Here is a 13,599-nt window from a genome sequence, read left to right as displayed (position 1 = left end):
TCAATGTCCTTCCAGGGTAGGGGCCGCGCTGGCGGGCGCAAGGAGCGCATCTTCCGCGTCGCGTTCGGCGATGGCCGTTGCGCGCTTGCTTTCCAGTTTCTTGGCCAGGGTGCGCAACAGCACGTAGAACAGCGGCGTGAGGAACAGGCCGAACAGGGTCACGCCCAGCATGCCGGCGAAGACGGCCACGCCCATCGCGTGGCGCATCTCCGCGCCGGCGCCGTGCGAGAACACCAGCGGCAGCACGCCCATGATGAAGGCGATGGACGTCATCAGGATGGGGCGCAGGCGCAGGCGGCACGCTTCCAGCGCCGCTTGCAGCACGGTGCGGCCGTGGTGCTCCAGTTCCCTGGCAAACTCCACGATCAGGATGGCGTTCTTGGACGCCAGGCCCACCAGCACGAACAGCGCGATCTGCGTGAAGATATTGTTGTCGCCGGCGGTCAGCTTCACGCCGATCAGCGCGCTCATGATGGACATCGGCACGATCAGGATCACCGCCAGCGGCAGCGTCCAGCTCTCGTACTGCGCGGCCAGCACCAGGAACACCAGCAGCACGCACAGCGGGAACACATAGACCAGGGTATTCCCGGCCAGGATGTTCTGGTAGGTCAGTTCGGTCCATTCATACGCCACGCCTTTCGGCAGCGTCTCCTGCGCAATGCGCTCCAGCGCAGCTTGCGCCTGGCCGGAGGAATAGCCCGGCGCCGGGCCTGCGTTCACGTCCGCCGCCGCATAGGCGTTGAAGCGCTGCACGCGGTCCGGGCCGTAGCTGTCGGTGATGCGCATCAGCGAGGACAGCGGAATCATCTCGCCCTTGTCGCTGCGGACCTTCAGTTGCGCCACGTCCTCCACGTGCGAACGGAACTGCGCATCGGCCTGCACGCGCACCTGGTAGGTGCGGCCGAACTGGTTGAAGTCGTTCACGTACAGCGAACCGAGGTTGATCTGCAAGGTCTGGTAGATGGTCGCCAGCGGCACGCCGAGCTGCTTGGCCTTGTCGCGGTCGATGTCCGCGTACAGCTGCGGCACATTGATCTGGTAGCCGGAGAACACGCCCGCCAGCTCGGGTGCCGCGCGCGCCTTTTCCACCAGCTTTTGCGTGGCTTCGTACAGCGCGTCGTAGCCAAGGTTGCCACGGTCTTCCACCATCATCTTGAAGCCGCCGATGGTGCCCAGGCCGTTCACCGGGGGCGGCGGGAACACGCGCACGAACGCATCCTGGATCACGCCGGCGCGCTTGTTGATTTCAGCCGCGATGCCCGGGCCGCTGGTTTCCTTGGTGTTGCGGGTCTCCGGCGCCAGTTCGCCGACGAACACGATGCCGGAGTTGGGCGCGTTGGTCAGGTCGTTGACCGACAGGCCGGGGAAAGCCACGGTGTTGCGCGCGCCCGGCACGCCCAGCGCGATATCGGCGGTGCGGCGGATGACGGCCTCGGTGCGATTCAGCGATGCCGCGTCCGGCAACTGCGCGAAGCCGACCAGGTAGCCCTTGTCCTGCGACGGCACGAAGCCGGCCGGCACCACCTTGAACATCACGGCGGCCAATGCCACCAGCACCAGGTAGAAGCCCACCGACAGCGATTTACGCGCCAGCACGCCTTTCACGCCACCTTCATACTTGTGCGAAGCGCGGCCGAAGAAGCCGTTGAACCAGTTGAAGAAGCGGCCGAAGACCTTGTCCATGCCGCGCGTCAGCGCGTCTTTCGGCGCGTTGTGCGGGCGCAGCAGCGCAGCCGACAGGGCGGGCGCCAGCGTCAGCGAGCTGAATGCCGAGATCACGGTGGAGATGGCGATGGTCAGCGCGAACTGGCGGTAGAACTGGCCGGTGAGGCCGGGCACGAAGGCGATCGGCACGAACACGGCGCACAGCACCAGGGCGATGGCGATGATGGGGCCGCTCACTTCCTTCATCGCCTGCACGGTGGCCGCGCGCGGCGTCAGTCCGTTGGCGATATTGCGCTCCACGTTTTCCACCACCACGATGGCGTCGTCCACCACGATGCCGATGGCGAGCACCAGCCCGAACAGCGTGAGCGTGTTGATGGAGAAGCCGAAGCCCAGCATCACGGCGAAAGTGCCCACCACCGATACCGGCACGGCCAGCAGCGGAATGATGGACGCGCGCCAGGTTTGCAGGAACACGATCACCACCAGCACCACCAGCGCAATCGCCTCGAACAGCGTGTGGATCACGGCCTTGATGGATTCACGCACGAACTGCGTGGGGTCGTAGGCGACGCTGTATTCCACGCCCTGCGGGAATTCCTTGCTCAGCTCCGCCATCTTGGCGCGCACGTCGGCCGACAGTTGCAGGTCGTTCGCGCCAGGCGACGCGAAGATGGCCAGCGCCACCGCCGGCTTGTTGTCCAGCAGCGCGCGCAGCGCGTAGGAGCCGGAACCCAGTTCGATGCGGGCCACGTCGCGCAGGCGCGTCAGCGCGCCGTTTTCATTGGTGCGCACGATGATGTTGCCGAAGTCCTCTTCGCTCTTCAGGCGGCCCTGCGTGTTGAGCGTCAGCTGGAATTCGCTGTCCTTGCTGGGCGAGGCGCCCACCACGCCGGCGGCCACCTGCACGTTCTGCTCGCGGATGGCGTTGGTGACGTCGGTGGCGGTCATGTTGCGCGCGGCGACCTTTTGCGGGTCGAGCCAGATGCGCATGGCGTAGTCGCCCGAGCCGAGGATGTTCACCTGGCCCATGCCGGGGATGCGCGCCAGCTGGTCCTTCACGTTCAGCACCGCGTAGTTGCGCAGGTAGAGTTCATCGTAGCTCTTGTCCGGCGAGACCAGGTGCACCACCATGGTCAGGTTGGGCGAAGTCTTCACCGTGGTCACGCCGATCTGGCGCACCTCCTCCGGCAGGCGCGGCAGCGCGCGCTGCACGCGGTTCTGCACTTCGGTTTCAGCCTGCTGGATGTTGGTGCCGATCTTGAACGTCACGGTCAGCTTGAGCGCGCCGTCGGACGTGTTCTGCGAGGACATGTAGATCATGTGCTCCACGCCGTTGATCTGCTCTTCCAGCGGCGCGGCCACCGTTTCGGCGATCACCTTGGGGTTGGCGCCGGGGTACTGGGCCGTCACCACCACCGAGGGCGGCACCACGTTGGGGTATTCGGAGATGGGCAGCTTGAAGATCGAAATCAGGCCGGCCACGAACACGATAATGGACAGCACCGCTGCGAAGATCGGCTTGTCCACGAAGAAGCGTGAGAAGTTCATGATCAGTTGCCTTTCGCGGCAGCAGTTGCCGGGGCGGACAGCGCTGCGACCTTGGCGCCGGCCTGGCCGTCCACCATGTCCACCAGCTGCGGCGACAGCGGCGCGCCGGGATGCACGCGCTGCAGGCCGTTGACCACGATCTTCTCGCCCGCCTTCAGGCCGGAACGCACGATGCGCAAGCCGTCCACGGTCTGGCCCAGCGTCACCTGGCGGTACTCGGCCTTGCTGTCGGGGGTGACCACGTAGACGAATTTGCGGCTCTGGTCCGTGCCGATGGCTTCTTCCTTGATCAGCACCGTGGCTGCCTTGGACTGCGCCGCGCTGCTGGTTTCCAGCTGCACCTTGGCGAACAGGCCTGGCACCAGCAGGTTGTCGCTGTTGGCGAGGACGGCGCGCATGCGCACGGCGCCGGTGCGCGTGTCCAGCTGGTTGTCGACGAATTCCAGCTTGCCCTCGTGCGGGAAGCCGGTCTCGCTGGCCAGCCCGATGCGCACTTTCACCGGCTGGCCGCCGTGCGCCCGCGCGCCCACGCTCAGGTAGGTCGATTCGTCGCCGTCGAAGCTGGCGTAGATCTTGTCGTCCGAAACCACGGAAGTGAGCACGGCGGAAGGATCGATCAGGTTGCCCACCGTGATCTCGGCCTTGCTCACGCGGCCGTCGATGGGCGCGGTCACCTGCGTGTAGCCCAGATTCAGCCTGGCATTGTCGGCCTGGGCCAGCGCGGCGCGCGCGTTGGCATCCAGTTCCTTCAGGCTGGAGGCGCGCTCGTCGTACTCGCGCTGGGCGATGGCTTTATCGGCCAGCAGCTTCTCGGCGCGCGACAGTTCCAGCCGCGCCAGTTCCGCCTTGGCCTTGGCCGCATGGGCGGCTGCTTCGGCGCGGTTGGCTTCCGCCTGGAAGGGGCGGGTGTCAATCACGAACAGCACCTGGCCTTTTTTCACCTTGCTGCCGGGCTGGAAGTTCACCGCCGTGATGTAGCCGGCCACGCGCGAGCGGATCTGCACCCGCTCGATGGCTTCCAGGCGGCCCGAAAATTCCTGCGTCTCGGTCACCGGTTTTTCCAGCACGACGGCGGCGGTGATGGGCGCGCCCTTGGCGGCGGCATCGCCGGCCGCGGGCTTGCTGTTGGCGTCGCCGCAGCCGCTCAGGACGGCGGCGGCAAGGCCGGCGCTGGCCAGCATGGCGATGGTAGGTCGGAGCATCATGATGTGTTTTCCTTAATGTTGAGGACTATCTCTCGACAAAATGTGCATATGCACACTTCAATTAAATGTGATTATAATCGTCGCATTTAAGAAGTCAACAAAAAAGCCCTGCGCCGTTTCCGGGGCAGGGCTTTTCTGACGTATCCTGGTGGTGATAGATGGACTTGAACCATCGACCCCAGCATTATGAATGCTGTGCTCTAACCAACTGAGCTATATCACCGAACGGTTGGTGGTGATAGATGGACTTGAACCATCGACCCCAGCATTATGAATGCTGTGCTCTAACCAACTGAGCTATATCACCGCAACGGCCAGCATTATCGCGGTTTGGGCGAGGGGCTGTCAAGGAAAGCGCCTAAATATTTTGCTGTTGAGCCGTTTTTGATGTCGCCTGCATAACTTTTTGGATCGCGGCCAGCATGGTGCCGGCCGCGTCCGGCGCCAGGCAATCGATGGCCACGCGGCCGGGCATGGCGCGCAGCCAGGTCAGCTGGCGCTTGGCGAGCTGGCGCGTGGCGATGATGCCGGTCTCGCGCATGGTCTTGAAGTCGATGCTGCCGTCCAGGTACTCCCACGCCTGGCGGTAGCCCACGCAGCGCATGGACGGCAGGCCGGGATGCAGGTCGCCGCGCCGGCGCAGCTGCTCCACTTCGGTGATCAGGCTGCCGTCTTCGGTTTCCTGCAGCATCAGGTCGAAGCGGCGCGCGATGCGCTCGTGCAGCACGGCGCGGTCGGACGGCTCCAGCGCGAACGACAGCAGCTCGAACGGCAGCTCGGTCTTCTCGCGCAGCGCCAGCAGCTCGGACATGGGCTTGCCGCTCAGCGCGATGATTTCCAGCGCGCGCTGGATGCGCTGCGCGTCGTTGGGCGCCAGGCGGGCGGCGGTGGCCGGGTCCTGCTGCGCCAGGCGCGCGTGCATGGCGGGCCAGCCGTCGCGCGCCGCTTCGTCCTCCAGTGCGGCGCGCAGGGCCGGGTCGGCGCCGGGCAGGTCGTCCAGGCCGTCGGCCAGGCCTTTGAAGTACAGCATGGTGCCGCCCACCAGCAAGGGCAGCTTGCCTCGCGCGACGATCTCGTCTACCAGGCGCAGCGTGTCGTTGCGGAACTGGGCCACCGAGTAGGAGTCGAGCGGGTCGATGATGTCGATCAGGTGGTGCGGCGCGGCGGCGCGCTCTGCGCGCGTGGGCTTGGCGGTGCCGATGTCCATGCCGCGGTACACCAGCGCCGAATCGACGGAGATGATTTCGCACGGGATCTGCTGGGCGATGGCCAGCGCGGCGGCGGTCTTGCCGCTGGCGGTGGGGCCCATGATGGCCACGGCCAGCGGTTTCGCTGTTGCCTCGTTGATTGCTTGCGTCATGATGCGTATCTTGATTACTGGCCGCGCAGGAACAGCTTGTCCAGCGCGTTGATTTCCACCTGCACCCAGGTCGGGCGGCCGTGGTTGCACTGGTCGGCGCGTTCGGTGCTTTCCATCTGGCGCAGCAGGGCGTTCATTTCCTGCACCGAGAGGATGCGGTTGGCGCGCACGGCGGTGTGGCAGGCCAGGGTGCCGAGCAGCTCGTTGCGGCGCTCGATCAGCACGCGCGAGCCGCCGAATTCGCGCACGTCGCGCAGCACGTCGCGCGCCAGGGTCTGGGCGTCGGCGTTCTTCAGCAGCGCGGGCACGGTGCGCACCGCCAGCGTGGTCGGGGACAGGGCGGCGATGTCGAAGCCCAGCTGCTGCAGGGTTTCCTGGTGCTCTTGCGCGGTGCCCACTTCCACCGCGTCGGCGTAGAAGGTGACGGGGATCAGCAGCTGCTGCACCTGCATGTCCTGGCCGGACACTTGCGCGTCCAGCGCGTTCTTCAGCTGCTCGTACAGGATGCGCTCGTGCGCGGCGTGCATGTCCACCAGCACCAGGCCCTTGCTGTTCTGCGCCATGATGTAGATGCCGTGCAGCTGCGCCAGCGCGAAGCCGAGCGGGAACTCTTCGGCGGCCATGGCGGCGGAGGAGGCAATATAGGGCGTGGCCTGCGGCACGGCGTAGCCGCTGCCGGACATGCCGCCGCCGATGCCGCCGAAGCCGGGACCGGCGCCATTGACGCCGATGCCGCCGCCCGAGCCGTCGCCGCTTTCGCCGCCGTCCACGCCGTAGCTGGCGCGCGCGCCGAAGGCGCTGCCACCGCTAAACAGCGCGCCGTAGCGCTCCGTGCTCTGGGCGACGCCGCCGGCATCGCCGAACTGGCGCTGCGGCTGGCCGAACGGCGAGGCCGAGAAGGTCGGCTGGTAGTCGGGGTTGAGGATGGAGCCGAACGAGGTCTGCTCTTGCGGACGCCACGGCGTGGTGGCGGTCAGGCCGTCCGCCGCGGGCAGGGGCGAGGGCACGCTGCCGTGCGAGGTGGCCGAGGTCTGCGCCAGCGCGCGCTGCACCGCGTGGAAGACGAACTGGTGCACCGCGCGGCTGTCGCGGAAGCGCACTTCGATCTTGGACGGATGCACGTTCACGTCCACCAGCGCCGGGTCCAGGTCGAGCGCCAGCACATAGGACGGGAAGCGGTCGCCGTGCAGCACGTCCTCGTAGGCCGCGCGCACGGCGTGCATCAGCACCTTGTCGCGCACGAAGCGGCCGTTCACGTAGAAGAACTGGCCGTCGGCGCGCGCCTTGGAGGCGGTGGGCAGGCCGGCGTAGCCGTGGATGCGCAGCGGGCCGGCGCTTTCGTCGATGGGCAGGCGCGCGGTGGCGAAGTTCTCGCCCAGGATCTGCGCGCTGCGCTTGGCCATCTCGCCCACCATCCAGTGGTCCACGGTCTTGCCGTTGTGCGACAGCGAGAACGACACGTCCGGCCGCGCCAGCGCGATGCGGCGCACCACGTCGGCGCAGTGGCCGAATTCGGTCTGCTCGGATTTCAAGAACTTGCGGCGCGCGGGCGTGTTGAAATACAGGTCGCGCACGTCGATGGTGGTGCCGTGCGCGCCGGAGGACGGCGTGACGGTGCCCAGGTGCGAACCGGTGATTTCCCAAGCGTGGGCCGCGTCGGCCGTGCGCGAGGTGAGCGTGACGGCCGCCACCGAGGCGATGGACGCCAGCGCCTCGCCCCGGAAGCCCAGCGTGTGCACGTTTTCCAGGTCGTCCAGCGAGGCGATCTTGGAGGTGGCGTGGCGCGCCAGCGCGAGCGGCATCTGCTCGGGCGCGATGCCGCGGCCGTTGTCGGTGATGGCGATGCGCTTCACGCCGCCTTCCTCCAGCCGCACGGTGATCTGGGTGGAGCCCGCGTCAAGCGCGTTTTCCAGCAATTCCTTGACCACGGCCGACGGCCTTTCCACCACCTCGCCTGCGGCGATCTGGGAAATCAACTGGTCGGGCAGGGCCTGGATGGGACGGAGCGGGGCGGGAGCGTTCATGGCGTGATTATAAACCGGGGGCAAGCCCCGGGGTCAGTCCGGGCGGCCTGACCCCGGCCTGCCCGCTTACTTGCCGATCTCGCGGACGGGAATGGTGACGTTGCACAGCTCGATGTAGCCGGCCGGGACCTTGGTCCATGGGCCGCCCCGGTTGCGCTGGGCTTCGGCCACGGCCTTGAAGCTGGCCGAGTCGGTGCGCATCACTTCGAGCTTGACGCGCTCCGCTTCGGGCACGTCGGCCGCCAGCCGCACGGACTTGATCGGCATCTGCTGCTCGGGCTTCTCGTAGAAGCCGAGCGCGCCGGTGCCGCGCGGCAGCGAGGACAGCAGCGGCATGCCGGACACGACGCGGCCGACCACGGTGATGTTGCGGTCCAGGTGGCGCGGCGCGTGGCCGGTCACCGCGTACAGCGAACTGCCGTTGCCGCTGTCGCTGTCCACGTCGCGCCCCACGCCCACCATGCCGTAGCAGTGCGCCAGCCAGGCGCGCCCGGTTTTCGGGTCGCGCGCGGACGGGAAGCCGTTCGAGTGGCCCACCTGGGCGGCGTAGCCGTCGCGGTCGGGCAGCAGCGTGAATTGTTTGTCGTTGCTCATCGGCACGGTGAACTCGCCGGGCAGCTTGGCCTTGGCGGTCTTGAAGGGGCGCGGGTTTTTCTCGTCCGGGTCGCCCCACTGGGCCACGTAATTGTCGTGCGAACGCAGCATGGCCAGGCCGTCGAAGTAGTGCTCGCGCGCCAGGGCGCGGATGTTGGCGTCGTGCGCCGGCGCGTAGGCGGGCGCCAGCTCGATCACCACGCGGCCGGTGGGCAAGTCCATGTACAGCGTGTGTTCTGGGTCCAGCGGGCGCCATTCCGTGGGATTGGAGGCTTTGATGACGTCGGCGACGGTGGGCTTGGGCGGGTTGGCCGGCTCGGCGGACGCCTGGCTGAACAGCAATGCCAGCGCCGGGATCGCCAGCGCCTTTTTCGTTACGTTGTACGCATGCATCAATTCATCTCCTGATTATGGGTGCGAGAATTGTAATACCGGCAAGCGGCCCCATACTATCCAGGGGCAAAATTTAACCGTGACTACGATCTTGCACTGCTCCGCGTGGTGTATGATTCCGGCGCTACCTCTCAGGATTTTTATGGATTTCATGCAATTACTGGACATGCTGGTGCATGTCGACAAGACCTTGGATACGCTGATTGCCCAGTACGGTATTTGGGTCTATGCAGTGCTGTTCTTCATTATCTTTAGTGAAACAGGCCTGGTCGTGCTGTTTTTCTTCCCGGGAGACACCCTGCTGTTCATCGCCGGCGCGCTGTGCGCCACCGGGCAGATGAACCTGCCGGTGCTGATAGCGCTGCTGATCACGGCGGCCGTCACCGGCAACACGGTCAATTACTGGATAGGCGAGGCCATCGGGCAACGGGTGTTTACGCACGACTACCGCTGGCTGAACAAGGACGCGCTGCACCGCACGCATGAATTCTTTGAAAAGCATGGCGGCAAGACCATCATCCTGGCCCGCTTCGTTCCCGTGGTGCGCACCTTCGCGCCGTTCGTGGCCGGCGTGTCGGACATGACTTTCAGCCGTTTTCAGATGTACAACGTCACCGGCGCCGTCGCGTGGGTGGTGTCGCTGACGGTGGGTGGTTATCTGTTCGGCAACATGCCGGTGGTGCGCGACCACCTGACCACCATCGTCATGGTGGGCGTGTGCGCGGCCATCGTGCCGCTGGCGCTGGGCGGCGTCTGGAAGCTGGGCCGCCGCGTGCTGGGCCGCTAAGCTTATCGATTGCAATAACAGCCGCTGCGCAAGGCGGCGGCTGATTTCGTCCTGCACAGCTCAAGTTTTCCCCCTGTGCAACCGTTAAACCAGGTATGCATTTCTCATCCCTGGACTCCCATGCGTAACCTGATCGCCTTCAGTGCCAGCTGGCTCGCCATTGCGGCGGCGGGCGCCGCCGATCCGCCGCCCTATGCGCCGCCGTTGACCAAACTGGCGCAGGCCAATATCACCAATATCCGTCCGTCCAATCCGCAGCCTATCGGCAGCGGCGGCGGCGCCGCCGGTTCGGCCAGCGGCAGCGCGGGCGCGGCGGCCAAGCCGGGCGCCAAGGCCCCGGCCGCACCCAAGCTGAGCGAGCGCGAACGCGAAGAACAGGCGGAAGCGGAACTGTCGGCCAAGATCGCCGAGCGCCTGGCGCAGATGCGCGCCAACCAGGCCGCGCGCGCGGCCGCCGCCGCCAAGGCCAAGAAGGAAGCCGCCGCCAAGGCCGCGAAAATCGCCGCCACGCCGCCGCCGCGCGCCAACGGCACCCACTGGGCCTACGAGGGCGAATTCGGCCCGGCCAACTGGAGCAAGATCAACGCGGACTGGGCCAAGTGCAGCACCGGCAACCGCCAGTCGCCGATCGACATCCGCGACGGCATGAAGGTGGACCTGGAGCAGATCGGCTTCGATTACCGTCCGTCCGCCTTCAACGTGCAGGACAACGGCAAGACCGTGCAGGTGACCATGGGCGGGGGCAATTTCCTCAACGTGGGCAACCGCATGTACGAGCTGGTGCAGTTCCACTTCCACCGCCCGTCGGAGGAACGCATCAACGGCAAGGGCTACGAAATGGTGATGCACCTGGTGCACAAGGACGGCGAGGGCCGCCTGGCCGTGCTGGCGCTGCTGCTCGAGCGCGGCAAGCCGCAGCCGGCCATCCAGACCGTGTGGAACAACCTGCCGCTGGAGAAGGGCGACGTGACCTCGCCGTCCATCGTGCTCGACCCGAACGACCTGCTGCCGCAGCGGCGCGACTACTTCACCTATATGGGGTCGATCAGTGAGCCGCCCTGCACCGAGAACGTGCTGTGGCTGGTGATGAAGGAACCGGTGCAGGCCTCGCCGGCGCAGATGGCGCTGTTCAGCCGCCTGTATCCCCTCAACGCGCGCCCCGTGCAGCCGGCCTCCGGCCGCATCATCAAAGAATCCCTGTAGGGCGGCTTAGCGGGCGGCGCCCGCGTAAGCCGCCGCCCGGCGCATCACCGCGCCACCGCGATCGTGTGCAAGCCGGTCCATTCAGCGCCCGCCCGCAACACCTGCTTGTCCACGCGCGCAGGTTCGATGCACAGGAACTCGCGCCACTCATGGTCCGCCATGTCGGTCAGCTTGGCCGCGTTGTCCGCGCCCGGATTCCACACCACCCATTCCGTGAAACCCTGCTGCCGCAGCGCGAGCGTGCTGTCGGCCGTGCGCAGCGCCAGTTCCGGGCCTGCCGCATAGATGTTATCCAGCGGCGGGCCGAATTCGATCGGGCCTTGTTCCAGGCCGTGCAGCGAGGTTTTCAGGAAGTCGCCGGCCGCGTAGTAGGTGTGCAGCGCGCTGGCGAAGGTGAAGTCCTGGTCGCCGGTATTGCGCACGTTGAAGCGCATCTGCAGCGTATTGCCTTGCAGCGTGAAGCGCAGGCGCAGCGCGAAGTCGTGCGGCCAGCCTGTGGCCAGCACCGGCGGCACGTCCTCCTGCGTCAGCTCGAATTCGGCGTACACGCCGCCCGTGTCCGTGTTGGTATCAGTGCCATGCTGGCCCAGGCGCCAGTGCGACAGGCGCGCCACGCCGTGGCGCTGGCCGTCGCCGCGCGTGGAAAATTGCGGGAAGATCACCGGCACGCCGCCGCGGATGGCCGCGCTGCCGTCCAGCGGCGAGCATGCGCTCAGGAACAGGCGCTCCTTGCCGTCGGCGGTCTTCCAGGACAGCAGGTGGGCGCCGTACAGCGCCACGGTGGCCTGGGCGCCGTCCGGCGCGGTGATGCGGATAGCCGGCAGGTCGCCGTGGGTCACGTAGCTGATCATGGATTTCCTTGCTTAAGTCATGCGGCTCTTGGCGAGCGGCGGGTTTTTGGCGAAGTACTGGCGGATGCCCTTGACGACGGCGTCGGCCAGCTTGTCCTGGTAGTCGTTGTCCTTGAGGCGGGCTTCTTCCTCCGGGTTGGAGATGAAGGCGGTCTCGATCAGGATGGAGGGGATGTCGGGCGCTTTCAGCACCGCGAAGCCGGCCTGCTCGACCGAACCCTTGTGCAGGCGGTTGATGCCGCCGATTTCGCTCAGCACGGCCTTGCCCAGCTTCAGGCTGTCGTTGATCTGGGCCGTGGTGGACAGGTCGAACAGCACGCTGGCGAGCTGCTTGTCCTGGCCCTGCACGTTCACGCCGCCGATGTTGTCGGCGTCGTTTTCCTTGTTGGCCAGCCAGCGCGCGGCGCTGGAGCTGGCGCCTTTTTCGGACAGCACGAACACCGACGAGCCGCGCGCGGACGGCTGCACGAAGGCGTCGGCGTGGATGGAGACGAACAGGTCGGCCTGCACCTTGCGCGCCTTGTCCACGCGGGTGCCGAGCGGCACGAAGTAGTCGCCGTCGCGGGTGAGCATGACGCGGATGTTAGGGTGCTGTTCCAGCTTGCCTTTCAGGCGCTTGGCGATGGCCAGCACGATGTCCTTTTCGCGCGAACCGCTGGAGCCGATGGCGCCGGGGTCCTCGCCGCCGTGGCCCGGGTCGAGCGCGATGGTGATCATGCGCGCCACCTTCTGGCCGGGCAGGGGCTTGGCTTGCGGCAGCGGATGCTTGTCCTCCGGCTGCGCGGCGGCGATGTCGGTCTTGGGAGCGGCCGCTTCGGCCCTGGCTTCCGCCTTGATCTCGGCGCGCGCCTCGGCTTTGGCCTGCGCCGCTTGCGTGGCCTGGGTAGCCTGCACCCCGGTGCCGGGCGAGCCGGGCACGCCGGGGGCGGGCGGGCTTGCCGGCGCTGCCTGTGCTGCCGGTGTTGCCGGGGCGGTGGCGATGGCCTCGCCCGGCGGCAGCGCGGGCGCGTCGCTCCAGTCGCCTTTTTCTATCATGGCCGCGATGGGATCGACCGCCTTCACCGGATACAGGTCGAAGATCAGGCGGTGCTTGTACTGGCCGGCCGGGGCCAGCGCGAACACCTGCGGCGTGATTTCCTCCTTCAGGTCGAACACCAGCCGCACCACGTTGGGCCGGTTCTGGCCCACGCGCACCTGGCGGATGTACGGATCGTTGGACTGGATCTTGGCGACCAGCGTTTTCAGCGTGGGATTGAGCTCCAGGCCTTCGATGTCCACCACCAGGCGCTCCGGGTCCTTGACGATGAAGTGGGTGGCCTTCAGGTTGGAATCGTTCTCCAGCGTGACGCGGGTGTAGTCGGCGGCGGGCCAGACGCGCACCGCCAGGATCTGCGCGGCGCGTGCGGACAGCGGCGCCATCACGGACAGCAGCAGCGCGCTGCCGGCCCTCAGTACCGTGCGCCGATGGCGGGACTTTACATGTTCGGTGCGAATTTGAGGCGTTGCAGGCATGACAGACCTAAAGCGGAGGACGCTTGCAATTCTACATCACGTCCCTCGCCAGCCACAGCCAAGAATACATGCAGGTCCGGGGGCGGCAGCACGGGGTCGGCTTTCTCCGGCCATTCGACGATGCAGATGTTCTCGCCGTTGAAGTCCTCGCGGAAGCCGGCGTCGAGGAATTCCTCCGGGCTGCTCATGCGGTACAGGTCGAAGTGGATCACGTTCACCGCGCGGCCCTCCAGCTGCACGCTGTACGGCTCGGACAGCGTGTAGGTCGGGCTTTTCACATTGCCCTGGTGCCCGGCCGCATGCAGCAGCGCGCGGGTGAGGGCGGTCTTGCCCGCGCCCAGGTCGCCGTGCAGATAGATCGCCATGCCCGGCAGGATCGCGCGCGACAGGGCCGCGCCCAGGGCGGCGGTGCCGGCTTCGTCGTGGAGGTGGGATTTAAAGTGCTGCATCG

At 66.7% G+C, this 13,599-nt stretch carries 10 protein-coding genes and 2 tRNA genes; 2 read left to right on the top strand and 10 right to left on the bottom strand.

All coding sequences use genetic code 11. The features are described from left to right. The 7 genes from ACFJI2_RS22150 to ACFJI2_RS22120 form a co-directional block, all read right to left on the bottom strand. Window positions 1–3,219 (bottom strand): efflux RND transporter permease subunit, encoded by a 3,219-nt coding sequence (locus tag ACFJI2_RS22150; RefSeq protein ID WP_377701933.1) that lies wholly within the window; start codon window positions 3,217–3,219, stop codon window positions 1–3. 2 nt (window positions 3,220–3,221) lie between these two features. Beyond that, complete coding sequence (locus tag ACFJI2_RS22145) at window positions 3,222–4,424, bottom strand: efflux RND transporter periplasmic adaptor subunit (RefSeq protein WP_377701932.1); 1,203 nt, start codon at window positions 4,422–4,424, stop codon at window positions 3,222–3,224. Between the two features lie 146 nt (window positions 4,425–4,570). Continuing rightward, window positions 4,571–4,647: transfer RNA gene (locus tag ACFJI2_RS22140), tRNA-Met, on the bottom strand. A 7-nt stretch (window positions 4,648–4,654) separates the two neighbouring features. After that, a tRNA-Met gene (locus ACFJI2_RS22135) sits at window positions 4,655–4,731 on the bottom strand. Between the two features lie 51 nt (window positions 4,732–4,782). Next, window positions 4,783–5,784, bottom strand: coding sequence for a tRNA (adenosine(37)-N6)-dimethylallyltransferase MiaA (miaA, locus tag ACFJI2_RS22130; protein WP_377701931.1), 1,002 nt, complete (start codon window positions 5,782–5,784; stop codon window positions 4,783–4,785). A gap of 14 nt (window positions 5,785–5,798) precedes the next feature. Next, window positions 5,799–7,808 carry a DNA mismatch repair endonuclease MutL gene (mutL, locus tag ACFJI2_RS22125; RefSeq protein ID WP_377701930.1) on the bottom strand — a complete coding sequence of 670 codons (2,010 nt, stop codon included), beginning with the start codon at window positions 7,806–7,808 and terminating at the stop codon, window positions 5,799–5,801. A gap of 66 nt (window positions 7,809–7,874) precedes the next feature. Further along, complete coding sequence (locus tag ACFJI2_RS22120) at window positions 7,875–8,795, bottom strand: peptidylprolyl isomerase (RefSeq protein WP_377701928.1); 921 nt, start codon at window positions 8,793–8,795, stop codon at window positions 7,875–7,877. Between the two features lie 142 nt (window positions 8,796–8,937). Here ACFJI2_RS22120 and ACFJI2_RS22115 point away from each other — a divergent pair, with 142 nt between their 5' ends. Together ACFJI2_RS22115 and ACFJI2_RS22110 are read left to right on the top strand one after the other, a co-directional pair. Beyond that, a complete protein-coding gene (locus ACFJI2_RS22115; protein WP_377701927.1) occupies window positions 8,938–9,582 on the top strand; it encodes a VTT domain-containing protein in 645 nt (214 codons plus the stop codon). A 120-nt stretch (window positions 9,583–9,702) separates the two neighbouring features. Next, window positions 9,703–10,785, top strand: a complete 1,083-nt coding sequence (locus ACFJI2_RS22110) for a carbonic anhydrase (RefSeq protein ID WP_377701926.1) — start codon at window positions 9,703–9,705, stop codon at window positions 10,783–10,785. 44 nt (window positions 10,786–10,829) lie between these two features. Here ACFJI2_RS22110 and ACFJI2_RS22105 read toward each other — a convergent pair whose 3' ends face one another. The 3 genes from ACFJI2_RS22105 to tsaE are packed head-to-tail and all read right to left on the bottom strand — an operon-like array spanning window position 10,830 to window position 13,597. Further along, the gene (locus ACFJI2_RS22105; RefSeq protein ID WP_377701925.1) at window positions 10,830–11,636 is read right to left on the bottom strand and encodes a D-hexose-6-phosphate mutarotase; all 807 of its coding nucleotides are present in this window, start codon (window positions 11,634–11,636) and stop codon (window positions 10,830–10,832) included. Window positions 11,637–11,648: 12 nt separating this feature from the next. Then, window positions 11,649–13,148, bottom strand: coding sequence for an N-acetylmuramoyl-L-alanine amidase (locus ACFJI2_RS22100; protein WP_377701924.1), 1,500 nt, complete (start codon window positions 13,146–13,148; stop codon window positions 11,649–11,651). Next, a complete protein-coding gene (gene tsaE, locus ACFJI2_RS22095) occupies window positions 13,112–13,597 on the bottom strand; it encodes a tRNA (adenosine(37)-N6)-threonylcarbamoyltransferase complex ATPase subunit type 1 TsaE (protein WP_107876582.1) in 486 nt (161 codons plus the stop codon). Before tsaE ends, ACFJI2_RS22100 begins: the two co-directional genes overlap by 37 nt. Between the last annotated feature and the right edge of the window lie 2 nt (window positions 13,598–13,599).

The organism is Pseudoduganella sp. UC29_71, assembly GCF_042693265.1.
Classification (GTDB): Bacteria; Pseudomonadota; Gammaproteobacteria; order Burkholderiales; family Burkholderiaceae_D; genus Rugamonas.
This window is presented reverse-complemented; position numbering and strand designations above follow the sequence as displayed.

Bases quoted from the DNA above. Each gene is read 5' to 3' on its own strand.
- ACFJI2_RS22110 (WP_377701926.1), top strand. From the start codon at position 9,703: ATGCGTAACCTGATCGCCTTCAGTGCCAGCTGGCTCGCCATTGCGGCG.
- ACFJI2_RS22120 (WP_377701928.1), bottom strand. From the start codon at position 8,795: ATGCATGCGTACAACGTAACGAAAAAGGCGCTGGCGATCCCGGCGCTG.
- ACFJI2_RS22105 (WP_377701925.1), bottom strand. From the start codon at position 11,636: ATGATCAGCTACGTGACCCACGGCGACCTGCCGGCTATCCGCATCACC.
- ACFJI2_RS22150 (WP_377701933.1), bottom strand. From the start codon at position 3,219: ATGAACTTCTCACGCTTCTTCGTGGACAAGCCGATCTTCGCAGCGGTG.
- ACFJI2_RS22115 (WP_377701927.1), top strand. From the start codon at position 8,938: ATGGATTTCATGCAATTACTGGACATGCTGGTGCATGTCGACAAGACC.
- ACFJI2_RS22145 (WP_377701932.1), bottom strand. From the start codon at position 4,424: ATGATGCTCCGACCTACCATCGCCATGCTGGCCAGCGCCGGCCTTGCC.
- miaA (WP_377701931.1), bottom strand. From the start codon at position 5,784: ATGACGCAAGCAATCAACGAGGCAACAGCGAAACCGCTGGCCGTGGCC.
- mutL (WP_377701930.1), bottom strand. From the start codon at position 7,808: ATGAACGCTCCCGCCCCGCTCCGTCCCATCCAGGCCCTGCCCGACCAG.
- tsaE (WP_107876582.1), bottom strand. From the start codon at position 13,597: ATGCAGCACTTTAAATCCCACCTCCACGACGAAGCCGGCACCGCCGCC.
- ACFJI2_RS22100 (WP_377701924.1), bottom strand. From the start codon at position 13,148: ATGCCTGCAACGCCTCAAATTCGCACCGAACATGTAAAGTCCCGCCAT.